Origin of the sequence: Paracoccus marcusii, assembly GCF_028621715.1 — a bacterium.
In the GTDB taxonomy this organism is placed as follows: Bacteria; Pseudomonadota; Alphaproteobacteria; order Rhodobacterales; family Rhodobacteraceae; genus Paracoccus; species Paracoccus marcusii.
Genome location: NZ_CP117466.1, coordinates 718,136 through 739,897, shown reverse-complemented (window position 1 = coordinate 739,897; position 21,762 = coordinate 718,136). Strand labels below are relative to the sequence as shown.

General features: G+C 70.2%; 20 protein-coding genes. 6 read left to right on the top strand and 14 right to left on the bottom strand.

The features are described 5' to 3' along the window. Window positions 1-43 precede the first annotated feature (43 nt). The 9 genes from mutL to PRL19_RS03585 form a co-directional block, all read right to left on the bottom strand. Entirely contained in the window at window positions 44-1,885 is a 1,842-nt protein-coding gene (mutL, locus tag PRL19_RS03625; RefSeq protein ID WP_273743903.1) for a DNA mismatch repair endonuclease MutL, read from the bottom strand. Window positions 1,886-1,998: 113 nt separating this feature from the next. Next, entirely contained in the window at window positions 1,999-3,315 is a 1,317-nt protein-coding gene (locus PRL19_RS03620) for a M16 family metallopeptidase (protein ID WP_273743902.1), read from the bottom strand. Then, window positions 3,312-4,745 (bottom strand): M16 family metallopeptidase, encoded by a 1,434-nt coding sequence (locus tag PRL19_RS03615; RefSeq protein ID WP_273743901.1) that lies wholly within the window; start codon window positions 4,743-4,745, stop codon window positions 3,312-3,314. Before PRL19_RS03615 ends, PRL19_RS03620 begins: the two co-directional genes overlap by 4 nt. Before the next feature lie 174 nt (window positions 4,746-4,919). Then, window positions 4,920-6,140 carry a cytochrome P450 gene (locus PRL19_RS03610; RefSeq protein ID WP_273743900.1) on the bottom strand — a complete coding sequence of 407 codons (1,221 nt, stop codon included), beginning with the start codon at window positions 6,138-6,140 and terminating at the stop codon, window positions 4,920-4,922. Further along, the gene (locus PRL19_RS03605; RefSeq protein ID WP_139598632.1) at window positions 6,137-6,655 is read right to left on the bottom strand and encodes a DUF3035 domain-containing protein; all 519 of its coding nucleotides are present in this window, start codon (window positions 6,653-6,655) and stop codon (window positions 6,137-6,139) included. The genes PRL19_RS03610 and PRL19_RS03605 overlap by 4 nt, the downstream gene beginning before the upstream one ends. Before the next feature lie 30 nt (window positions 6,656-6,685). After that, the gene (gene lspA, locus PRL19_RS03600; protein ID WP_064503553.1) at window positions 6,686-7,381 is read right to left on the bottom strand and encodes a signal peptidase II; all 696 of its coding nucleotides are present in this window, start codon (window positions 7,379-7,381) and stop codon (window positions 6,686-6,688) included. Further along, window positions 7,381-8,967, bottom strand: coding sequence for a bifunctional phosphoribosylaminoimidazolecarboxamide formyltransferase/IMP cyclohydrolase (gene purH, locus PRL19_RS03595; RefSeq protein ID WP_273743899.1), 1,587 nt, complete (start codon window positions 8,965-8,967; stop codon window positions 7,381-7,383). Before purH ends, lspA begins: the two co-directional genes overlap by 1 nt. Window positions 8,968-9,028: 61 nt before the next feature. Then, entirely contained in the window at window positions 9,029-9,205 is a 177-nt protein-coding gene (locus PRL19_RS03590) for a hypothetical protein (RefSeq protein ID WP_157001474.1), read from the bottom strand. Between the two features lie 60 nt (window positions 9,206-9,265). After that, window positions 9,266-10,516, bottom strand: a complete 1,251-nt coding sequence (locus PRL19_RS03585) for an RsmB/NOP family class I SAM-dependent RNA methyltransferase (protein ID WP_273744449.1) — start codon at window positions 10,514-10,516, stop codon at window positions 9,266-9,268. A gap of 93 nt (window positions 10,517-10,609) precedes the next feature. Here PRL19_RS03585 and PRL19_RS03580 point away from each other — a divergent pair, with 93 nt between their 5' ends. The 5 genes from PRL19_RS03580 to PRL19_RS03560 all read left to right on the top strand — a co-directional run bounded on the left by PRL19_RS03580 (window position 10,610) and on the right by PRL19_RS03560 (window position 16,882). Further along, entirely contained in the window at window positions 10,610-10,786 is a 177-nt protein-coding gene (locus PRL19_RS03580; RefSeq protein WP_042251299.1) for a DUF1674 domain-containing protein, read from the top strand. Then, entirely contained in the window at window positions 10,787-12,115 is a 1,329-nt protein-coding gene (locus PRL19_RS03575; protein WP_273743898.1) for an amidase, read from the top strand. An 85-nt stretch (window positions 12,116-12,200) separates the two neighbouring features. Further along, a complete protein-coding gene (locus PRL19_RS03570) occupies window positions 12,201-13,400 on the top strand; it encodes an aminotransferase class I/II-fold pyridoxal phosphate-dependent enzyme (RefSeq protein ID WP_273743897.1) in 1,200 nt (399 codons plus the stop codon). A gap of 4 nt (window positions 13,401-13,404) precedes the next feature. Next, entirely contained in the window at window positions 13,405-15,984 is a 2,580-nt protein-coding gene (locus PRL19_RS03565; protein ID WP_273743895.1) for a DNA translocase FtsK, read from the top strand. A 37-nt stretch (window positions 15,985-16,021) separates the two neighbouring features. Continuing rightward, window positions 16,022-16,882 carry a DUF2268 domain-containing putative Zn-dependent protease gene (locus tag PRL19_RS03560; RefSeq protein ID WP_273743894.1) on the top strand — a complete coding sequence of 287 codons (861 nt, stop codon included), beginning with the start codon at window positions 16,022-16,024 and terminating at the stop codon, window positions 16,880-16,882. 25 nt (window positions 16,883-16,907) lie between these two features. Here the strand turns inward: PRL19_RS03560 and PRL19_RS03555 are convergent, their stop codons facing one another. Genes PRL19_RS03555 through trxA form a run of 4 tightly spaced genes read right to left on the bottom strand, consistent with a single transcriptional unit; the run spans window position 16,908 to window position 19,315 of the window. After that, window positions 16,908-17,567, bottom strand: coding sequence for a rhomboid family intramembrane serine protease (locus PRL19_RS03555; protein ID WP_273744448.1), 660 nt, complete (start codon window positions 17,565-17,567; stop codon window positions 16,908-16,910). Window positions 17,568-17,591: 24 nt separating this feature from the next. Beyond that, window positions 17,592-17,783, bottom strand: coding sequence for a Trm112 family protein (locus PRL19_RS03550; RefSeq protein WP_045983714.1), 192 nt, complete (start codon window positions 17,781-17,783; stop codon window positions 17,592-17,594). Next, window positions 17,780-18,406 carry an LON peptidase substrate-binding domain-containing protein gene (locus PRL19_RS03545; RefSeq protein ID WP_045983713.1) on the bottom strand — a complete coding sequence of 209 codons (627 nt, stop codon included), beginning with the start codon at window positions 18,404-18,406 and terminating at the stop codon, window positions 17,780-17,782. The genes PRL19_RS03550 and PRL19_RS03545 overlap by 4 nt, the downstream gene beginning before the upstream one ends. 3 nt (window positions 18,407-18,409) lie before the next feature. After that, window positions 18,410-19,315 carry a thioredoxin gene (gene trxA / locus PRL19_RS03540; protein ID WP_420704419.1) on the bottom strand — a complete coding sequence of 302 codons (906 nt, stop codon included), beginning with the start codon at window positions 19,313-19,315 and terminating at the stop codon, window positions 18,410-18,412. A gap of 136 nt (window positions 19,316-19,451) precedes the next feature. Here trxA and nhaC point away from each other — a divergent pair, with 136 nt between their 5' ends. Further along, on the top strand, window positions 19,452-20,948 hold the full coding sequence (gene nhaC / locus PRL19_RS03535; RefSeq protein ID WP_194885896.1) for a Na+/H+ antiporter NhaC: 1,497 nt from the start codon (window positions 19,452-19,454) through the stop codon (window positions 20,946-20,948). Here the strand turns inward: nhaC and PRL19_RS03530 are convergent. Then, window positions 20,945-21,730 (bottom strand): exodeoxyribonuclease III, encoded by a 786-nt coding sequence (locus PRL19_RS03530; protein ID WP_273743892.1) that lies wholly within the window; start codon window positions 21,728-21,730, stop codon window positions 20,945-20,947. The genes nhaC and PRL19_RS03530 overlap by 4 nt on opposite strands. Between the last annotated feature and the right edge of the window lie 32 nt (window positions 21,731-21,762).

Sequence of the window (21,762 nt, the reverse complement as noted above, 5' to 3'; positions counted from 1 at the left end):
CACCTCCTGTCTGGGCACAGGATCGATCCGCGCGCGCCCTGCGTCAATCCCTGCGACCGAACAGACGTTCGATGTCCGACAGCTGCAGCTTGACCCAGGTCGGGCGGCCGTGATTGCACTGGCCCGATTTCGGTGTCCGCTCCATCTCGCGCAGCAGGGCGTTCATCTCGTCCGCACCCATCCGGCGGCCGGACCGGACCGACCCGTGGCAGGCCATCGACGACAGCACCGCATCGATGCGCGCCTGCAGCCGGTCCGAGGCTCCCTGATCGGCCAGATCGTCCAGGATGTCGCGGATCAGCGCGCGCCCGTCTAGCCGCGCCAGCATTGCTGGCACCTCGCGCAGCGCGACCGCGCCCGGGCCGAACGGCTCGACGACCAAACCAAGCGCGGCCAGATCGGCGGCGATGGACAGGATGCGATCGGCATCGGCCGGGGACAGCTCGACGATCTCGGGGATCAGCAGGGCCTGGGCCGGGATGCCCGCGGCCTGCGCCTGCGCCTTCAGCCGCTCATAGACCAGCCGTTCATGGGCGGCATGCTGATCGACGATCACCAGCCCGTCGGGCGTCTGCGCGATGATGTAGTTCTCGTGGATCTGCGCGCGCGCGGCCCCCAGGGGCGCGTCCTCCATCGGCGCGTCGGCCACGACCGGGTCGAACCGCGCCGACGGCGTCTCGGCAAAGCCCGGCATCTGCAGGTCCAGCGCCGCCCGCACGGCCGCCGCCGACGGCCTGTCGGCCTGCCATGCGGGCCGCGGGTCTGACCGGTTTTCGGCCAAAGGTTCGGGCCCCGGCTCGACCTGCACCGCCTGCAGCGTCGCGTGGCCCACCGTGCTGGAGGCGCGGTGCCCGGCCCCCGCCATCGCGTGGCGCAGGCTGCCCACGACCAGCCCGCGGGCCGATTGCGGGTCGCGGAACCGCACCTCGGCCTTGGCCGGGTGGACGTTCACGTCCACCATCTGCGGATCGCATTCCAGAAACAGCACCGCCGCCGGATGCCGGCCCGCCGCCAGCACGTCCATGTAGCCCGCCCTGAGCGCCCCGGTCAGCAGCTTGTCGCGCACCGGCCGCCCGTTCACGTACAGATGCTGCGCGACCGCCGCCCCGCGCGAATAGGTCGGCAGGGCGGCATAGCCCGTCAGGGTGATCCCGTCGCGTTCGGCATCCATGGGCAGGGCGTTGTCGATGAAATCCGTCCCCATCAGCCGGGTCAGCCGCGTGGTCAGCGCCCCGAACAGCTCTCCCTGCTCGGCATCGGCGCGAAAGATCTCGCGCCCGTCGGCGGTCAGCGAAAAGCCCACATAGGGTTCGGCCATCGCCAGGCGGCGCACCGTGTCGGCCACCGACTGCGTCTCGGCCCGGTCGGTGCGCAGGAACTTCAGCCGCGCGGGCGTGGCAAAGAACAGGTCGCGCAGCTCGACCACGGTGCCGCAATTGGCGGCCGCCGGGCGCAGCGGGTCCAGCCGCCCCCCGGTGACCGCGATGGACGCCCCCTCGCCCCCCCGCGTGCGCGAGGTGATGGTCAGCCGCCCGACCGCGCCAAGCGAGGGCAGCGCCTCGCCGCGAAAGCCGAAGCTGGTGATGGCCAGCAGGTCGGTCCCGTCGATCTTGCTGGTGGCATGGCGCGACAGGGCCAGCGGCAGGTCGTCCGGCACCATGCCGCAGCCGTCGTCGGTGACGCGGATCAGCCGCTTGCCGCCGTCCTGGATGGCGATCTCGATCCGGGTGGCGCCAGCGTCCAGCGCATTCTCGACCAGTTCCTTGACCGCCGAGGCCGGACGCTCGACCACCTCGCCCGCCGCGATGCGGTTGGCGGTGGCCTCATCCAGCTGGCGGATCACGGCGCGGCCGTCGGGGCGTATCTTGGGGGCATGGCTGTTCATCGCCCCAAATCTAGCAGGACTGCCCCGCCGCTGCCAGAGATTCGCGGGGCATCAGCCCCGCGGAACGACCGCGCCGCGCCCCTTGGGGGCGCGGCGCCACCGCTGTTGTCGGCTCAGTTGGTGACAGGGTCCGATTCGATCCCCTCGGGGCGGCCGACCAGCACGAAGCGCAGCCGTTCGGGGTCCAGCAGGCGCTGCGCCACGCGGGACACGTCCTCGGAGGTCACCGCCTCGACCTTGGCATTGCGGGTATCGATATAGTCGATCGGGAATCCGATCAGCTGCATGCCTGCCAGGATCGATGCGATGCGTCCGTTCCCGTCGAACCGCAGGGGATATTCCCCGGTCAGATAGGTCTTGGCATCGGTCAGTTCCTGGTCCGTCACACCCTCGGCCATGCGGGCCCATTCGGCGCGGATCAGCTCCACCGCTTCGGCCGTGGTGGCGTTCGATCCCGACATGCCGCCCTGCCAGGTCTGGCCGTACAGCCCCGTGGCCAGCGCCGTTCCCACGCCATAGGTCAGCCCGCGCTTCTCGCGGATCTCCTCCATCAGGCGGGAACTGAAGCCCCCGCCGCCCAGGATGTGGTTGGCGACGAAAGCCGCGAAATAATCGGGGTCGTCGATCGGGATGCCCGGCCCGGCAAAGGCCACCACGGTCTGCGGGCTGTCCCAGTCGATGACCGTCGTGCCGCCGGTCACCTGCAGCTCCGCCTGCTCGGGCAGGGGGGCGGTCGCCTGTTCCGGCAACCCGCCCAGGATGCGGTCCAGCAGCAGCCCCAGCTCCTCGGCCGAGATGTCGCCCGCCGCGCCCACGACCACCCGGTCGCGCGCCAGCACGCGGTTCTTGGCCGCCACCAGGTCCTGCCTGGTCAGGGCCGCGACGCTCTCCGCCGTCCCGTTGATCGAGGTCGCATAGGGATGCTCGCCCCAGGCCTGCGCCGCCATCTCCTTGGCGGCGATGCTGTTCGGATCGGTCGCCTCGGACCGGATCACTGCCTGCACCTGTCCGCGCACGCGGGTCAGCGCATCGTCGTCGAACCGCGGCTGCGCCAGCGCTTGGGCCAGCAGGTCGGCGGCGGCGTCGCGGTTCTCGGTCAGGGACTGGAAGCCCACGGACACCGTGTCGTCGCTGGCCGAAAAGGACAGCCGCGCGCCCAGGTCCTCGACCGCCTGGGCGAACTGCGTGGCGCTGTTCGACCCGGCGCCCTCCTCCAGCAACGCGGTCATCATGTTGACGGCGCCGCGCTTGCCCTCGGCGTCCATGCTGGCACCGCCGCGGAACTGGATGTCCAGCGCCACAAAGGGGATGCTGTCGTCCTGGACCAGCCAGGCCTTGATCCCACCCGGAGAGGTGACGTCCTGGATCTCGATCGCCTGCGCCGGCACGGCCAGCAGGGCAAGAACGGTGGCGATTGCGGCACGGATCATCCTTGCACCTCGGTCTGTTCGTCGGGGGTGGCCGGGGCCGGTTCCTGGGTCGCGGCGGCCTCCGCCTCCGCGGGGGCGGGCAGCAGCCAGCCGGTCACGGCGGGCGCCTGCAGCACGTCGCGGGCGGCGGCCATCACGTCCTCGGCGGTGACCGCGTCCAGGATGTCGGGCCAGTCGTTCACGTCCTGCACGGTCAGGCTGGTCGACAGCCCCTGGCCATAGTCATAGGCCCGGCCATGCGCCGAATCGCGCGAATAGATCTCCTCGGCCCGGATGCGGGTCTTGACGCGCTCCAGGTCGGCCTCGTCCGGACCCTCGGCCAGAAACTGCGCCAGCGCCTCGTCCAGTGCCGCTTCGGCCTCCTCGGGCGGGGTGCCCTCGGCCGGAACCAGCGACAGCATGAATTCGGTCCGGTCCAGCGACAGCCCGTCATAGCTGGCCCCCGCCCACAGCGCGGTTCCCGGCAGCGTTAGCTGCTGCGCCAGATACGAGGTCTGCGAGGACCCGCCCAGCAGCGCCGCCAGCACGGTCAGCGCCGCCGCATCCTCCTGCGCGCCCGGATCGCGTTCCGCGGCCAGCACGGTGCGGATCATCCGGGGCTGCGCGACGCGCGGGTCCGACATCTCCAGCCGCCGCGCGGTCCGCTTGGGCGGCTCCTGCGGGCGGATGCGCGGTTCGGCCTCGCCCTTGGCGGGGATGGCGCCGTAATGCTCCTCGGCCAAGGCCCGGGCCTCCTCGGGGGTGACGTCGCCGGCGATGACCAGCACGGCCTCGTTCGGCGAATAATGCGTGTCGTACCAGGCGACCGCGTCGTCGCGGGTCAGCGCCTCGATCTCGTCGCGCCAGCCGATGATTGGTCGGCCATAGGGGTGGTTGTCATAGACGACCGCGTTCAGCTCCTCGGCGAACAGGGCGGCGGGGTCGCTGTCGACGCGCTGCGCGCGCTCCTCCAGCACGACCTGGCGTTCGGCCTGCCAGTCCTCATCGCGGATGTTCAGGTTGGCCATGCGGTCGGCCTCCATCCCCATCACCAGGGGCAGGCGGTCGCTGGCGATGCGCTGGAAATAGGCTGTGAAATCCCACGATGTGAAGGCGTTGTCGCTGCCGCCGTTCGCGGTCACCGTCTTGGACAGCTCTCCGGGCTCCAGCGTGTCGGTGCCCTTGAACATCAGGTGTTCCAGATAATGCGCGATGCCGGACTTGCCCGGCACCTCGTCCGCCGCGCCGATCTTGTACCAGACCATCTGCACCACGACGGGCGCGCGCTCGTCCTGGATGACCACCGTCTCCAGGCCGTTGGGAAGGGTGAAATGGGTGACGCCGTCGGGCATCGGGGCGGCGGCGTCTTGCGCCAGGGCGGGCAGGCCGGTCAGCGACGTGCCAAGCGCCAGGGCCACGGCCAGGGCGGAACGGGATGCGGGGTGACGCATGGGTGGAGCAACCTCCTCTTGCTGAGGGGCAACTTGGACGTCAGGGGCAGGCCGCGCAAGCCACGCTCGCGCGAATGTGCAGCGCCGATGGCAGGGGTCGCGGCGCCAGCCGCGCGCCCGGACGGCCCCCTCGCTGGGGGCGGGCCGGGCGACCCGTTCCGACCCGTGCGCCGGTCAGGCGGTCAGACGCACCGGCAAGGACAGCGGCCCATGCGCCTGCAGCCCCTGTTTCCACCGCACCGGCCCATCCGCCGCCATCCCCGGCGCGCGGGCCAGCAGGGCCGTGAACAGCGTCTCCATGTTCAGTCGCGCCAGATTATTGCCCAGACAGACGTGCACGCCTGCGCCAAAGGCCAGATGCACGTTCGGACGGCGGGTGACGTCAAAGCGGTCGGCATCGGCAAAGGCCTCGGGGTCGCGGTTGGCCGACGCGTAAAGCAGCCCGAACAGCGTGCCCTTGGGCCAGTCCCGCCCGCAGATCGTCAGGTCCTCCGACGCATAGCGGTGAAAGAACGGCAGCGGCGCGGCAAAGCGGAACATCTCCTGCACGGCCTGCGGCATCAGGTCCGGCTGCGCGCGCAGCAGGGCCGCCTGGTCCGGGTGATCCAGCAGCGCCACCATCCCCGACCCCAGCACGTCGATGGTCGATCCATGCCCCGCATGCAGGATCTGCATGATCGTGGCGATCAGTTCGTCATGGGTCATCAGGCCCGCGCGCTCGGCCTCGATCATCGCGGACATCAGGTCGTCGCGCGGGCGGGCGGCGCGTTCGGCGTGCAGGTCCTCCAGCAGCGCCGCGAACAGGCGCGTGGCCTCCTCGGCGCGGGCCTTCTTGGCGGACGTCCGGTCGATGTCGAAATAGCTGACCACGTGATCGGACCATTCGGTCATCTGCGGCGCCAGCGCCGGGTCCGTGCCGATCAGGTGGCCGATCACCTGCCCCGGCAGATGCGCCGCCAGATCGGCGATGAAATCGATCCGCCCCTGCGGGACCAGGCGGTCCAACGCAGCATCGACCCAGGACGTCACGAAGCTGCGCATCCCCTCCAGCCGGGTCCTGGTAAAGAACGGGAACACCGCGCGGCGCAGCCGGTCGTGATCCGGCCCATCCGTGTCCAGCATCGAGGTCTGCACGAAGCGTTCGTGGAACGGCATGTCATGGAAGTTGCCCGCGACCTGCATCGCGCGCACCTGTTCGGGCGGGGCAAAGGCCGCGGGCGCGCGCACCATGCGCCGGTCCAGCGCGATGGCGCGCACATCCGCCATGCGCGATGCCAGATGGCCACCGAAGCCCGGCCAGAGGGGCAGGCCCGGCTGCGCCCTGAGCGCCGCATAGGCGGGCCAGGGATCGGCCCCGAAACCGGGGTCCGTCGGGTCGAAGACGGCGGTGCTCACTCTGCCGCGGGCGCCGGCGCGGTCGAGGTGATGGCCCCGGCGCGCTGCCAGCGCCGCTGTTCGCTGACGGGGTCCAGCGCCATCGGCGCATAGGCGCGCTGATAGACCGGCGTGCCCATGATGCGCTCCAGCGGGCGGCGGCCGTTGCGGGCCCGCCATTCGGCATCCGATTGCGCCAGGCGTTCGCGGATCTGCGGGTCGGTGCCCGCGCGGGCGGCCTGCGCGACCAGCGCCTGGTCCGCGGCCCCGATGCCCTGGTTCGCCAGCCGTTCCGGGTTGCCGCCCAGGGCGGCGACCGCGTCGCCGCGGGGGTTCGGATCGGTGATGTTCGCGCCGCCCGGCGTGGGTGCGGGCAGCACCGCCAGATCGGGCGGCATCGACAGCGACCGCGTGGGCAGGATCGCGAATTCGTCCGGCCCCACCTGGCCCGCGCCGATATTGTTCAGCGTCCCGCCGCCACAGGCGGAAAGCCCCATCGCGGCCGCAAATCCGATCACCAGCGCGCTTGTCCGCATGTCCTGCCCCCTTTGGTCCGTTGCGCCGTTCTAGCCCGGTTTTCCGTCGCCGTCACGACCCTGTTGGTCGGCGGGCGCGAACAGGTCGGGCTGGCGCGGACCGGCGGGCGGCGGCGAAGGCACCTTGGGTGCCGGACGCGCAGGCGGCTTGGGCGCCGTGCGCTGTGTGCGGGGCTTTGCCGGGGCGGGGGTTTCGGTCGTCTTGGGCTGCGGCATCAGCACCAGCCCCAACGCGCCCGCAAAGATCGAGATGTCGGCCACGTTGAAGCTGTAGGGGTTCTGCCAGCCCGGCAGCGACATGTTCAGGAAATCGGCCACCGCACCATAAAGAACGCGGTCCACCACGTTGCCCAGCGCGCCGCCGATCAGCAGCCCGGCCGAAATGCGGGCGAACCGCCCCAGGCCCGCGCGCCAGACCCAGATCCATACCCAGGTGCAGATGACCAGCGCCACCCCGATCAGCACCCAGCGCATGATGTCCGTATCCGACGCCATCAGGCCGAAGTTCACGCCCTGGTTCCAGGCCATGCGCAGGTTCAGCCAGGGGGGGAACACGTCGATCGACCGCACGCGGTCCAGGTCCAGCATGTGGACGACGACGTATTTCAGCGCCTGGTCGGCCAGAAAGATCGCCAGCGCGACCCAGATCACCGGCCGCATGTCGCTGCGCGCGGGCTGGGGTGCCGGGCGCGCCTTGCGGGCGGCGGGTTTCGCGGGCGCGGCCATCAGTGGCGGAAGTGACGCTGGCCGGTCAGGACCATCGCCAGCCCAAGGCGGTTGGCCGCCGCGATCACCTCGTCGTCGCGCATCGACCCGCCGGGCTGGATGACCGCGCGGGCGCCGGCCTCGGCCAGGGCCTCGATGCCGTCGGCAAAGGGGAAGAACGCGTCGGACGCCACCGCCGCGCCATTGGTCAGCGGTTCCGACAGGCCCAGGACCTGGGCCATGTCCTCGGACTTGCGCCGCCCGATGCGGGTGCTGTCCACGCGGCTCATCTGGCCCGCGCCGATGCCGACGGTGGCCAGGTCCTTGGCATAGACGATGGCATTGGATTTCACGTGCTTGGCGACGGTCCAGGCGAACATCAGGTCGGCCAGTTCCTGTTCCGACGGCTGGCGGTCGGACACGATGCGCAGGTCGGCGCGGGCCACATGGCCGTTGTCGCGACCCTGGATCAGCATGCCGCCCGACACCTGCCGGAAGGTCAGCCCGCCCGCCCGCGGATCGGGCAGACCGCCCGTGGTCAGCAGGCGCAGGTTCTTCTTGGCGGCAAAGATGCGGCGCGCGTCGGCGTCGGCATCGGGGGCGATGACGACCTCGGTGAAGATCTTGACGATCTCTTCCGCGGTGGCCCCGTCCAGCGGCTGGTTCAGCGCGATGATGCCGCCGAAGGCGGAGGTGCGGTCGCAATCAAACGCCCGCTTATAGGCCTCCAGCGCGGTCGCGCCCTGGGCCACGCCGCAGGGATTGGCGTGCTTGATGATCGCGCAGGCGGGGCCCTCCGCCGGGTCGAACTCGGACACCAGCTCGAAGGCGGCATCGGTGTCGTTGATGTTGTTGTAGGACAGCTCCTTGCCCTGATGCTGTTGCGCGGTGGCAACGCCGGGGCGCGCATCGCCCGTGACATAGAAGGCCGCCTGCTGGTGCGGGTTCTCGCCATATCGCAGGCCTTGCGCCAGCGTACCGGCAAAGGCGCGGCGGCGGGGCGTGGCCTCCCCGATCGCATCCGCCATCCAGGTGCTGACGGCGGCGTCATAGGCCGCGGTGCGGGCATAGGCCGTCTGCGCCATCCGCTGCCGGAAGGGCAGGGTGGTCCCGCCATTCGCGTCCAGTTCGGCCAGAACGGCGTCGTAATCCTGAACGTCCACGACAACGGTGACAAAGCCGTGGTTCTTGGCCGCGGCGCGGATCATTGCCGGGCCGCCAATGTCGATGTTCTCGATGCAGTCGTCATAGGCCGCGCCCTTGGCGACGGTCTCCTCGAACGGATAGAGGTTCACGACCAGCAGGTCGATCGCGCCGATGCCATGCTCCTCCATCGCCGCCACGTGGTCCGCGTTGTCGCGCAGCGCCAACAGGCCGCCATGCACCGCCGGGTGCAGCGTCTTGACGCGGCCGTCCATCATTTCCGGGAAACCCGTCACGTCTGCCACGTCGGTCACGGACAGGCCCGCGTCGCGCAGGGCCTTGGCGCTGCCGCCGGTGGACAGGATCTGGACGCCGCGCGCATCCAGGGCGCGGGCGAAATCGATCAGGCCGGTCTTGTCGGAAACGGAGAGAAGCGCGCGTCGGATGGCGACGGGGTCGGACATGGGGGCCTCGTGTCTCTGGGTGACGCCCAGTTACCGAAACCCCCGCCGAAGGTCCAGCGCCTCAGCGCTTGCGCGACGAGAACAGCTGCTGCGCCAGCTGCACCGCCGCCACGACCATCACGGCCGTGCCGATCCCCGAGGCAAGGCCGCCCGCACCCTTGGCCGCCGTGCTGGCGCCGCGCGTGCGCAGGACGGCCTGCGCCAGTTTCAGTCCCATCGCGACAGTGGTCAGCCTCATCTGGTCATCCTTTCATCCGCATTCGCGGAAGGAAGGCGCAAGGTGGCCCGACGGTTCCGTTCAGCCGGGCTTGCGCAGGCAAGCCATGTAGAACCCGTCCATCCCGCCCCGGTCGGCCCAGTAATCCGGGCGCAGGCGCAGGCCGCCCTCCTCGGTGATCCAGGCGGGGTCGATGCCGGGCAGGTCGATCCGCGACAGGTCCGGGCGTTCCACGATCACGCCGGGATGGCGGACCAGCACCTCGTCGATCTGGACCTCGCCCTCGTCGGGGATCAGCGAGCAGGTGGCATAGACCAGCCGCCCACCGGGCCGCAGCACCGACAGCGCGTGATCCAGCAGGGTCGCCTGCAGCTCGATCAGCTCGGCGATGCCGTGGCCGTCGCGGATGAAGGGCAGGTCGGGATGGCGGCGGATGGTGCCCGTGGCGCTGCAGGGCGCGTCCAGCAGGATCGCGTCGGGTGCCACGTCGGGGCGCCAGTCCAGCACGTCGGCCGTGACCAGATCGGCGGTCAGCCCGCAGCGGGCCAGGTTCTCGGTCACGCGGCGCAGGCGCTGTTCGCTGATGTCCACGGCGGTGACATGGGCACCGGCCGCCGCCAGCTGCAGCGTCTTGCCGCCGGGCGCCGCGCACAGGTCTGCAATGCGTTCGCCGGGCTGCGGGGCCAGCAGGCGCGCGGGCAGGGCCGCGGCGGCATCCTGGACCCACCACTGGCCCTCATCGAACCCCGGCAGGGCGGTCACCTGCACCGGACCCTGCAGGCGCCACGACCCGGTGGGCAGCGCATCGGCGCCCGGCACCGGGTCCGCGCTGGGCTTCATCGTCAGGTCCAGGGGCGCGCCGCGCTGATGGGCGGCCTCGATGGCGGTCATCACCGCGTCGCCGTAAGCCTCGACCAGCGGGCCGCGCAGCCATTCGGGCAAGGGTTGCGGGGCTAGGTCGGCCCAGCCCTGATACGCGCCCGCCTTGCGCAGGACCGCGTTGACCATGCCCGCCGCCGCCTGGCCGCGCGCGCCCAGCGTCCGGGTCAGGTCGACCGCCGCACCCACGACGCCGTGGGCAGGGGCGCCCAGCTCCAGCATCTCGACCACGGCCAGGCGCAGCACGTCGGCGATCTGGGGGGCGGGCCTGCGGTTCACGAAGGCGTCGATCACCACGTCCGCGCGACCCTGATGGCGCAGCGTCTCGGCCGCCAGCCGGGCCGCCCGGGCCTGTTCGGCCACCGGCAGCGCGCGCAGGCTGCCGGACTGGTCCGACAGGGACCGCCCGTCGCGCACGCCCTGGATCAATCGCAATGCGCCCTTGCGCGCCATATCGCCGCCCGGCTTTGCCAAAACGCTTTCCTTTGCCTAAGTGATGTTCAACACTGTTCCGCGACCCCTTACGCCCATTCGGAGGATCTTTCCATGAGCGATGACACCCCCGCCCTGCCCGCCGCCGCACAGCGCGCCCTGGCCGAGGCCGAGGCCCGCAGGAAACAGCAGGCCGGGCAGATCCTGCCGGTCGAATACGGCGGGCGCGACGGGCCGGAGCCGGTCCGCTATGGCGACTGGGAAAAGGGCGGAATCGCGGTGGATTTCTGAATGGACTGGTTGCGGGCATCGGCCACCCAGCAGGGCCGCGCCATCATGGCGGGGGTCCTGGACCCCATCGACCAGACCGAGGCCTATCTGGCCGCCGCGAAGGATCACCCCGACTGCGCGCGCATCTATGCCCGCCTGACCGCCGCCCGCGCCCGGTCCGAGGCCGTGGCCGCCCATGACCGTGCCAAACAGGAACGCCGCCACAGCCTGCTGGACGGCGTGGCCATCAGCTGGAAGGACAACATCGACAGCGGCGGCACCGTGACCGAGGCCGGATCGCGCCTGCTGGAGGGGCGCGTGCCGCGCAAGGACGCCAACATCCTGGCGCGCGCGGCCCGTCGCGGCATGGTCTGCCTAGGCAAGACCCACATGACCGAACTGGCGTTTTCCGGGCTGGGGCTGAACCCGCGCACGGCGACGCCGCCCAATGCGCTGGACCCGGACCTGGCGCCGGGGGGCTCGTCATCCGGGGCGGCGGTGTCGGTGGCGCTGGGGCTGGCGGCGGCGGCGGTTGGCACCGACACGGGCGGGTCCGTCCGCGTGCCCGCGGCGTGGAACGGGCTGGTGGGGTTCAAGCCCACGCATGGCGCGCTGCCCGAAAAGGGCGTGGTGCCCTTGGCGCGCAGGTTCGACATCGCGGGCCCCATCGCCCGCAGCGTCGAGGACTGTGCCCAGATCTTTGCGATCATGGCCGACCAGCGGGCCCCCGACCTGGACGGCGCCAGCGTGCAGGGCCTGCGCCTGATGGTGCTGGAGGGGCTGCCCTTCGACGACGCCGAATCCGGGCCGGTGACGGCGTTCCAGGACGCGGTGGATAGGCTGGGTCGGGCCGGTGCGCAGATCGCGCACGTCTCGACCGACTGGCTGGACAAGGCCATGGCCCTGTCGCCGCAGCTGTTCGCCCCCGAGGCCTATGGCATCTGGCGCGCCCAGATCGAGGATGCGCCGGAACTGATGTGGCAGCCCATCCTGGAGCGGTTCCGTGGCGGGGCAGGGGTCAGCGCGCCCGACTATGTCGCGGCATGGGAAAGCCTGGCCCGCGTGCGCCGCAAGTGGATCAAGGAGGTCGTCGGCGGATACGACGCCGTGCTGCTGCCGACGGTGCCGATCCTGCCGCCCGCGACCCAACGGCTGATGACCGACGGGTCGGAATTCGTGCGCGCCAACCTGCTGACCCTGCGCAACACCCGGATCGCGAACCTGCTGGGCCTGCCCGCGATCACCCTGCCCACCGGGCACCCGGCCTGCGGGATCAGCCTGCTGGGCCATGCCGGTCAGGACCGGCATCTGCTGCGCGTGGCGGCGGGGGCCGAGGGCGCGCTGGCGTGACCGGGTCTTTGCTGGACGCAAGGCCCGGATCACGCTAATGTTTCCGCCAAGGAACGGGGCGCAGACCCCGAAAAGCGAGGCAGAGATGGCATTCCCCGAGCGGTTCTCGAACCTGCCGGACTACGCGTTCCCGCGTTTGCGGGCGCTGTTGTCGGATATCGAGCCGGGGCTGGCCCCCGGCGAATCCCCCATGATCCTGACCATCGGAGAGCCCCGCCACCCGATGCCCGGTTTCGTGGCGCAGGTGATGGCCGACAGCCTGCCCGAACTGGCGAAATACCCCCCGAACGAGGGCGCGCCCGAACTGCTGTCGGCGATCGGCGGCTGGCTGGACCGCCGCTATGGCCTGGACGTTTCACCTGACCGGCTGATGGTGCTGAACGGCACGCGCGAGGGGCTGTTCAACGCGGCCCTGGCCCTGTGCCCCGAGACCAAGGCCGGCCAGCAGCCGATCGTGCTGGTGCCGAACCCGTTCTATCAGGTCTATGCGGTCGCCGCCGCCGCGGTGCAGGCGCAGGCGCTGTTCGTGCCGGCCACGCCCGCCACGGGCAACCTGCCCGATTACGCGGGGCTGGACCCGGCGCTGCTGGACCGGGTGGCGCTGGCCTATCTGTGTTCGCCCGCCAACCCGCAGGGGGCGGTGGCCGACCGCGAATACCTGGAAACGCTGGTGACCTTGGCCGAGAGGCACGATTTCCTGATCCTGGCCGACGAATGCTATTCCGAGATCTGGCGCGATGCGCCCCCGCCGGGTGCCCTGCAGGTCGCGACCGCGATGGGCCTGCCCGACCGGGTGGTGATGTTCAATTCGCTGTCCAAGCGGTCGAACCTGCCCGGCCTGCGGTCTGGCTTCGCCGCGGGCGGCCGCGCCCAGATCGCCCAGATGCGGCGGCTGCGCAACTATGCGGGCGCGCCGCTGCCGCTGCCGGTGCAGCGCGTCAGCACCGCCGCCTGGTCGGACGAGGATCACGTGGCCGCCAGCCTGGCGCTGTATCAACAGAAATACCGCATCGCAGACGAAATCCTGGGCGACATTCCCGGCTATCTGCCGCCGGAGGGCGGGTTCTTTCTGTGGCTGCCGGTGGCCGACGGCGAACAGGCCGCGCGGACGCTGTGGGCGCAGGCGGGCATCCAGGTGCTGCCCGGCGCCTATCTGTCGCGCGACGTGGACGGGATCAATCCCGGCGCGGGCTTCATCCGGGTGGCGCTGGTGGCCGATGCCGACCAGACGCGCGCCGCGCTGACCCGCCTGCGGGCGGTCCTATATGACGAAACGGGGGGCTGAGATCATGGCAAGCTGGCAGGCGAAACACCGCGACCCGCTGTTCGACCAGTCGACCCAGGCCGCCCTGGAACGACGCGGCAAGGAGGCCATCGGCGCGGGACTGATCGTGCTGGGCATCCTGATCGCGATGATGCTGGGCAGCTGGTCGCCCGACGATCCCAGCTTCGGGTCGGCCACCGACGCGCCGGCGCAGAACATGCTGGGCGGGATCGGGGCGATGATCGCCTCGGCGCTGATCATGATCGCGGGCATGGGGGCCTGGATGCTGGTCGTCGCCGCCTGGGTCTGGGGCCTGCGCATGATGCTGCACAAGGGCGAGGAGCGCCTGATGCGCGGCATCTTCACCCCGATCGCCGTGGCCCTGGTGTCGATCTATGCCAGCACGCTGATCCCCGGCCCCGAATGGCAGCAGAATTACGGCCTGGGCGGCCATTTCGGCGACATGGTGATGGGCGCGATGCTGAACCTGCTGCCGATGAAGGCACAGCTGGGTATCCGCCTGGCGGCGCTGCTGGTCGCGGTGGCCGTGGTCGCGGCGGCGGCCTTCGTCCTGGGCTTCGACCGGACCGAAGTCGCGGCTCTGTGGCTGCGGTTCCGGCAGGGGCTGGCGACGGCGCTGCACGGGACGGTTCTGGCGGGATCGGCCGCCGCCGGCGCGGCGCAGCGCCTGCGCCAGCCGCGCGCCGAGGACGCCGCCCCGCGCAAGGCCGCGCCCGCCGCGCGCCGCCGTTCCGCCCCGCCGGCATTCGAGCTGGAATCCGAGATGCCCGAGCCCGAGCTGATCGAGCGCGATTCGGATTACGAGGGCGCCGCCCCGTCCGAGGCCGAGGTCCGGGGCCGCATCAGCGACGCCATCCGCACCAGCACCGCCAAGTCGTCGGTGCTGAAGGCGGTCGCGTCCCGGCTGGCCCGCGAGGGTGCGCCCGCGACCCCCGCCCCCGAGGAGCCGGTCGACCCGCGCCCCTTCGGCGCCGAGACGCCGCGCCAGATCATCGCCCCCGCCAAGCGCGCCGAACCCTCGCGCAGCGCGCGGGCCGAGGCCGAGCCTGCCCTGCGGTTCGACGACAGCGGCAGCCCCGCCTATGAGCGGCCCCCCCTGGCGCTGCTGTCGGCGCCATCGGACAGCGACGTGGTGCCCGTGTCCCACGAGGCGCTGATGGAGAACGCCCGCATGCTGGAGGCGGTGTTGGACGATTACGGCGTCAAGGGCCAGATCACCGAGGTCCGCCCCGGCCCGGTCGTGACGCTGTACGAGCTGGAACCCGCGCCGGGCCTGAAGGCCAGCCGCGTGATCGGGCTGTCCGACGACATCGCCCGGTCGATGTCGGCCTTGTCCGCGCGCGTCAGCACCGTTCCCGGCCGCACCGTGATCGGGATCGAACTGCCCAACGCCAAGCGCGAAAAGGTGCTGCTGCGCGAGATCTTCGCCTCGCGCGCCTTCGGCGACGGCACGCAGCCGCTGCCCTTGGCCTTGGGCAAGGATATCGGCGGCGATCCGGTCGTGGCGAACCTGGCCAAGATGCCCCACCTGCTGATCGCGGGCACCACCGGGTCGGGCAAGTCGGTCGCGATCAACACCATGATCCTGAGCCTGCTGTACAAGCTGACGCCGGACGAATGCCGGCTGATCATGATCGACCCCAAGATGCTGGAACTGTCCGTCTATGACGGCATCCCGCACCTGCTGTCCCCGGTCGTCACCGACCCCAAGAAGGCCGTCGTGGCGCTGAAATGGGTCGTGGGCGAGATGGAGGACCGCTATCGCAAGATGTCCAAGATGGGCGTGCGCAACATCGAGGGCTATAACGGCCGCGTCACCGAGGCCCTGAAGAAGGGCGAGATGTTCAAGCGGACCGTCCAGACGGGCTTTGACGAGGATACCGGCGACGCGATCTGGGAGACCGAGGAGTTCCAGCCCGAGACCTTCCCCTATATCGTCGTGGTCGTCGACGAGATGGCCGACCTGATGATGGTCGCCGGCAAGGAGATCGAGGCCTGCATCCAGCGCTTGGCGCAGATGGCGCGGGCCTCGGGCATCCACCTGATCATGGCGACGCAGCGTCCCTCGGTCGATGTCATCACCGGCACGATCAAGGCGAACTTCCCGACGCGGGTCAGCTTTCAGGTCACTTCGAAGATCGACAGCCGCACCATCCTGGGCGAGCAGGGGGCAGAGCAGCTGCTGGGCCAGGGCGACATGCTCTATATGGGCAACGGCGCGCGCGTCACCCGTATCCACGGTCCCTTCGTCAGCGACGAGGAGGTCGAGGAGATCGTGACCCACCTGAAATCCTTTGGGCCGCCCAGCTACAAGTCGGGCGTGGTCGAGGGCCCCGAGGACGACAAGGCCGACGACATCGACGCGGTGCTGGGCCTGGGCGGCGACGGATCGGACGATGCACTGTATGATCAGGCCGTGATGATCGTCGCCAAGGACCGCAAATGTTCCACCAGCTATATCCAGCGCAAGCTGGCCATCGGCTACAACAAGGCCGCGCGCCTGGTCGAGCAGATGGAGGAGCAGGGCGTGGTCAGCAGCGCCAACCATGTCGGCAAGCGCGAGGTGCTGGTCCCCGAGGTCTGATGACCGCGGTAGGGACCGGCCAGAACGGGATGTGGCCATGACGATCTGGCAGTTGCACATGCTGAATGCCCGCAGCGCCCTGACGCCCGTCATGGCCGAGATCCGCGCCCATGCGCGCGAGATGGTGGCGATGGCCGAGGCGCATCTGGACCTGCCCCGGTTCGACCTTGTGGTGCGGGCGGGCGACGGAGTGATCCCCGAATGGGGCATCGCGGGCCACGCCCCGGCCCCCGGCATCATCGAGATCACGCTGGACCCCGACCGGGTCGAGCCCGAGCATTTTCGCCGCACCCTGGTCCACGCACTGCATCGCCTGACGCGGTGGGATGGGCCGGGATACGGTCGGTCCCTGGGCGAGGCGCTGGTCAGCGAGGGGCTGGCGGGACATTTCGTCCAGCAGGTTCTGGGCGGGCCGCCCGACCCTTGGGATCAGACGCGGCCGGGGCTGGGCACGCTGAAGCAGGCCGCGGGGCTGTGGGCGCGCCGCGACTATGATCAAGGCGAGTGGTTCCTGGGGCGTGGGCGGATGCGCAAATGGACCGGCTATGGCATCGGGCACCGCCTGGTGGCCGAGCACCTGGCGCAGGTCGAGGGGCAGGATTCGGCATCGCTGGTCTGGCAGCCCGCGGACGAGTTCCGCGCGGCGCTGCGGCGCCTGATGGCCGCCGAGGGGATCGAGGACGCCTTTGACCCCGAAGACATCGACCGCGACGATGCCGCCGCCGAGCCGGAAGCGGCCATCGAAGATGCGTCGGTCAGCGGCGATCAGGGTGACGCTGACCCGGTGGAACAGCCTGCGACGGACAGCACCACCGCAGCGGTGGCGGATGACGAAAGCGCGCAGATTGCGTCCCGCGACGCCGGGGGGCAGGCCCCCCGGACCCCCCAGGACGGCTGAGGGTCGCACCGGCGTCGGCAGGGGGTCAGCGGCGCGGGATCAGGGCAAAGATCAGCCCCAGCACCAAGCCCGCCACGCCCCCGCCCAGATGCGCCTGCCAGGCGATCGACGGCATCAGCAGCGTCAGCGCCACGTTCAGCCCCAGGATCAGCGCCACGGCGCGCACCAGCGGGCTCATCGGGCGGTGACGGCGGCGCAAGGTGATCGCCGCATAGCCGACCAGCGCCCCCGCCAGCCCGAAGACCGCGCCCGAGGCGCCGACCATCGGCCCGGCATCGGGCTCCATCCAGGCGAAGGCCATGCCGGCGGCGATCTGGCTGAGCAGATAGGTCAGCGCCATGCGGGCCGATCCGATCATGCGCACCAGTTCTCTGCCGACGGCGGCCAGGGAGATCATGTTCATCGCCAGATGCAGCGGTCCGGAATGCAGCAGGCCGTAGGTCAGGAACATCGCGACCCCCTGACCGGGATAGAGCCCGACCCCGTCGCCCACCAGCGGCGCCCAGAAGCCGCCCAGCATCACCGAGGCCGTCCGCGCGCTGCCCAGGCCCAGCATGGGCGCGGCAAAGCAGAACGCCTCGATCATGCAGCAGGCGATGATGACCGCCCGCAGCCACAGGGGCAGGGCGGCGGGTTCGGGCCGGCGCGCGGCCGCCACCCGCGGGATCGCCACGGGGCGGTCCATGTCGGTCACGCCCCTGCGCGCGGGTCAGTCATCGGCGCGGATCTGGCGGGCCTCGTCGATCAGCATGATCGGGATGCCCGAACGGATCGGAAAGGCCAGCCCCGCCGTGCGGGACACCAGCTCCTGCGCCTGGGCATCATAGCTGAGCGTGGCGTGGGTCACCGGGCAGACCAGCGCCTCCAGCATGTGGCGGTCGAAAAGGGGGGCATCGGTCATTGCAGGCGTTCCTCGTTCTCTCCGCCGTGCAGGGCGAATTCGATCAGGCCGACCAGCAGCTCGCGACGGTCGGCCAGGGTGGGCGATTCCAGCAGCGCCTGCTTGTCGCCGGGGGTGAAGGGCAGCATCATCGACAGCGAATTAATCAACAGCTCGTCCTCCGCCTCGGCGGCGGCGTCCCAGTCCGTCGACAGCTCCTGCGTCTGCATGTAGCGGTCCAGCAGCGAAAACAGTGCCTTGCGGTCCAGCGTCGGATCCTGCTCCGGCCCGGACAGGTCGCGCCCGAACGAGGACCAGTCGACGCGGCCCTGCAGGTAGGGGGCAAAGCCCTCCTCGACCTCCTGCAGGCGGAACCGCGAGATCGCGCCAAGCGAGATCATCATCCGCCCGTCGCCGGTTTCCGAGAACGCCACGACCCGGCCCGCGCAGCCGATGGCGGACAGGCCATCGCCTTCGGGCTGGATCATCCCGATCAGGCGGTGATCGGTCTTCAGCGTGTCTTCCAGCAGCTGCAGATAACGCGGCTCGAACAGGTGCAGCGGCATGCGGGCCCGCGGCATCAGCACGGCCCCGGGCAGCGGGAACAGCGGGATGCGGTCGGGCAGGTCGAAACGCAGCGCCATCGGTCAGGCGAAGATCAGCGAGGACAGGCGGCGACGGCCTTTCTGCCCGATGGGGTCGGTGGGCTTGAGGCTGTCGAAGATCGTGATCAGCTGCGCCTTGGCGGCGCCGTCGTTCCACTCGTGGTCGCGGCGGAAGCTGTCCAGAAGGATGTCGATGGCGGCCTCCAGCTGGCCGTCGGCATGCAGTGCCTGCGCGTATTCCAGCCGTGCCTGCTGATCGGCCGGATCGGCCTCGACGCGGGCGGCCAGATCATCCAGCGGACCGGCGCTGGCGGCCTGCTGGGCCAGGGCCAGCTTGGCGCGCGCGGCCTCGACCGGGCCGGCATGGGCCAGGGGGCTTGGCACCTGCGTCAGGGTCGAGGCGGCGGCGGCATGGTCGCCCGCGGCCAGATGGGCGCGGATCAGCCCGCCCCAGGCCTCGGGGCTGTCGGGCAGCTCTCCGATGATGGCGGTGAAGGTCTCGATGGCATCGGCGGCCTCGTTGTCCTCGATCATCTGCTCGGCCGCGGCAAGGGCGTCTGCCAGACCACCGTCATCGCCCGACATCGCGGCCAGCTTGTCGACGAACTGCTTGACCTGGCTTGCGGGCACTGCGCCTTGGAAGGCATCGACCGGCTGGCCCTGGAAGAAGGCATAGACGGTCGGGATCGACTGCACGCGCAACTGGCCCGCGATCGTCTGGTTCTCGTCCACGTTGATCTTGGCCATGCGTACGCGGCCCTTGTGTCGGGCGACCTCGGCCTCCAGCGCGGGGCCCAGCGTCTTGCAGGGGCCGCACCAGGGCGCCCAGAAATCGACGATGACGGGCACTTGCATCGACGCCTCGACCACCTCGGCCATGAAGGTGGCCTCGGTCACGTCCTTGATGAAGTCGTCGGTCTTGGGCGCTTGGGCCCCCTCGAAAAGCATGGTCATCCTGGCCCCGCATGGTTCGGTTGGCGTGTTCCCCGCAATATGGGGCGCTTGGCGGCTGAACGAAAGGGCCGGTTTGCGCGTTGCGATCACGCAGGCCTCACGGCCGTGTGAAGACATGAGGGACATGACCATGACAGAGACCCCCCCGACCCGGCCGGGCCTGCCGCCTTTGTGGCTGGCCCTGCTGCCCATCGTGCTGACGCTGGGCCTTCTGGCGCTGCAGCTGTTCTATTACGGCGATTTCACCCCGCACATCCCGTTGATCTTGGGGCTGGCCATCACCGGCCTTCTGGGCGTCCTGCGCGGGCAGGGGTGGATGGACATCCGCGAGGGGGTGTTCCACGTCATCCACGTGTCCATGCCGTCGCTGTCGGTGCTGATCGTGGTGGGCATGATCATCGGGGTCTGGATCGCGTCGGGGACGGTGCCGACGCTGATCTATTACGGGCTGACGCTGCTGAACCCGCAGATCTTCCTGGTCGCGGCGATGGTGCTGTGTGCGGTCGTGTCGCTGTCCCTGGGCACCAGCTGGGGCACCGTGGGCACCGTGGGCGTGGCGCTGATGGGCATCGGCGCGGGCTTCGGCATCCCGGCCTACTGGACGGCGGGGGCGGTCGTGTCGGGGGCGTTCTTCGGCGACAAGATCTCTCCGCTGTCGGACACGACGAACCTGGCGCCGGCGGTGACGGGGGTGAACATCTTCGATCACATCCGCAACATGCTGCCCACGACCGTGCCCGCGATGCTGATCGCGCTGGTCATCTATTTCATCGCGGGGACCTGGCTGATCTCTCCGGCCGAGACCAGCATGGCGCGCATCGACGCGATCACCGACACGCTGGCCGCGCAGTTCACGCTGGGCTGGGTGCCGATGATCCCGGCGCTGGTGGTGATCGTGCTGGCCGTCACGCGCCGCCCGCCGCTGCCGTCGCTGTTCGCGGGGGTGCTGCTGGGCGGGATCATCGCGATCTTCCTGCAGGGCGCGGGGCTGCACGACGTCTTCACCTATGCCCAGTCCGGTTACGCGATCGAGACGGGCGTGGCCGACATCGACAGCCTGCTGAACGCGGGCGGCATCCAGTCGATGATGTGGACCATCTCGCTGATGCTGATCGCGCTGGGATTCGGCGGCGCGCTGGAGCGGACCGGCTGCCTGGAGGCGATCATCAACGCCATCATCAGCCGCGTCAAAAGCTTTACCGCCGTGCAAAGCAGCGCCATCGCGACCGCCTTCGCCACCAATGTGGTGGCGGGCGATCCCTATATCTCGATCGCGCTGCCGGGGCGGATGTATGCGCCGCTGTACCGCGGCATGGGCTATTCCACGCTGAACCTGTCCCGCGCGGTCGAGGAGGGGGGCACCCTGATGTCCCCGCTGATCCCGTGGAACGCGGGCGGGGCCTTCGTCATCACCGCCCTGTCGCTGGGCGTGATGGACGGCAACCTGACGAACCTGCTGTACATCCCGCTGGCCTTCGCCTGCTGGACGGCGCCGCTGATCGGTATCCTCTATGCGGTCACCGGCTGGTTCTCGCCCCAGGCGACCGATGCCGAACGCCGCGAGTGGGACCGCCAGAACGAGGACGTCCTGGACCTGGGCGATCACGCCCTGGGCGAAAACGCCTAGAGGTCGAAGCTGGCCATGACGGGGACGTGGTCGCTGGGCCCCTCCCAGCCCCGCAGGGGGCGCAGGATGCGGCTGCCATGGGCAGCGCCCGCGATGTCGGCGGTGGCCCAGATATGGTCCAGCCGCCGGCCCTTGTCGGCCGCGTCCCAGTCCTTGGCCCGATAGCTCCACCAGCTGTAGAGCAGCCCCTGCGGGATGTCCTGCCGGGTGACGTCCACCCAGCCGCCCGCGTCCTGGGCGGCCAGCAGGTGCTCGACCTCCACGGGCGTGTGGCTGACGATCTTCAGCAGCTGCTTGTGTGACCAGACGTCATCCTCGCGCGGCGCGATGTTCAGGTCGCCCACCAGGATCGACCGGGTGGGGCGGTCGGCGTGGAACACGTCGCGCATCTCCGACAGGAAATCCAGCTTCTGCCCGAATTTCAGGTTCTGGTCACGGTCGGGGATGTCGCCGCCCGCGGGGACGTACATGTTGTGGATCACCACGCCGTTCTCCAGCCGGGCGGCCACGTGCCGGGCATGGCCCAGCTGCGCGTAATCGCGGTCGCCCGCATCCTCCAGCGGCAGGCGCGACAGGATCGCCACGCCGTTGTAACCCTTCTGCCCGCGCGCCACGATATGCGTGTATCCCAGGTCCGCGAACCGGGTCAGCGGGATCTTCTCCACCGGCGACTTGCATTCCTGCAGGCACAGCACGTCGGGCGCCTCTTCCTGCAGCAGGCGGGCGACCAGACCCTCGCGCAGGCGGACCGAGTTGATGTTCCAGGTGGCGATGGTGAACATGGGGCAGGCTCCTTTGGGCGCGGACCCTAGCG

What these genes read in the sequence shown, in the direction of transcription:
- PRL19_RS03570 (WP_273743897.1), top strand. Translation starts at nt 12,201, where the DNA reads ATGGCATTCCCCGAGCGGTTCTCGAACCTGCCGGACTACGCGTTCCCG.
- nhaC (WP_194885896.1), top strand. Translation starts at nt 19,452, where the DNA reads ATGACAGAGACCCCCCCGACCCGGCCGGGCCTGCCGCCTTTGTGGCTG.
- PRL19_RS03550 (WP_045983714.1), bottom strand. Translation starts at nt 17,783, where the DNA reads ATGACCGATGCCCCCCTTTTCGACCGCCACATGCTGGAGGCGCTGGTC.
- PRL19_RS03615 (WP_273743901.1), bottom strand. Translation starts at nt 4,745, where the DNA reads ATGCGTCACCCCGCATCCCGTTCCGCCCTGGCCGTGGCCCTGGCGCTT.
- purH (WP_273743899.1), bottom strand. Translation starts at nt 8,967, where the DNA reads ATGTCCGACCCCGTCGCCATCCGACGCGCGCTTCTCTCCGTTTCCGAC.
- PRL19_RS03530 (WP_273743892.1), bottom strand. Translation starts at nt 21,730, where the DNA reads ATGTTCACCATCGCCACCTGGAACATCAACTCGGTCCGCCTGCGCGAG.
- PRL19_RS03605 (WP_139598632.1), bottom strand. Translation starts at nt 6,655, where the DNA reads ATGCGGACAAGCGCGCTGGTGATCGGATTTGCGGCCGCGATGGGGCTT.
- PRL19_RS03580 (WP_042251299.1), top strand. Translation starts at nt 10,610, where the DNA reads ATGAGCGATGACACCCCCGCCCTGCCCGCCGCCGCACAGCGCGCCCTG.
- PRL19_RS03560 (WP_273743894.1), top strand. Translation starts at nt 16,022, where the DNA reads ATGACGATCTGGCAGTTGCACATGCTGAATGCCCGCAGCGCCCTGACG.
- PRL19_RS03565 (WP_273743895.1), top strand. Translation starts at nt 13,405, where the DNA reads ATGGCAAGCTGGCAGGCGAAACACCGCGACCCGCTGTTCGACCAGTCG.
- PRL19_RS03555 (WP_273744448.1), bottom strand. Translation starts at nt 17,567, where the DNA reads ATGGACCGCCCCGTGGCGATCCCGCGGGTGGCGGCCGCGCGCCGGCCC.
- PRL19_RS03585 (WP_273744449.1), bottom strand. Translation starts at nt 10,516, where the DNA reads ATGGCGCGCAAGGGCGCATTGCGATTGATCCAGGGCGTGCGCGACGGG.
- PRL19_RS03590 (WP_157001474.1), bottom strand. Translation starts at nt 9,205, where the DNA reads ATGAGGCTGACCACTGTCGCGATGGGACTGAAACTGGCGCAGGCCGTC.
- trxA (WP_420704419.1), bottom strand. Translation starts at nt 19,315, where the DNA reads ATGCTTTTCGAGGGGGCCCAAGCGCCCAAGACCGACGACTTCATCAAG.
- PRL19_RS03575 (WP_273743898.1), top strand. Translation starts at nt 10,787, where the DNA reads ATGGACTGGTTGCGGGCATCGGCCACCCAGCAGGGCCGCGCCATCATG.
- lspA (WP_064503553.1), bottom strand. Translation starts at nt 7,381, where the DNA reads ATGGCCGCGCCCGCGAAACCCGCCGCCCGCAAGGCGCGCCCGGCACCC.
- mutL (WP_273743903.1), bottom strand. Translation starts at nt 1,885, where the DNA reads ATGAACAGCCATGCCCCCAAGATACGCCCCGACGGCCGCGCCGTGATC.
- PRL19_RS03620 (WP_273743902.1), bottom strand. Translation starts at nt 3,315, where the DNA reads ATGATCCGTGCCGCAATCGCCACCGTTCTTGCCCTGCTGGCCGTGCCG.
- PRL19_RS03545 (WP_045983713.1), bottom strand. Translation starts at nt 18,406, where the DNA reads ATGGCGCTGCGTTTCGACCTGCCCGACCGCATCCCGCTGTTCCCGCTG.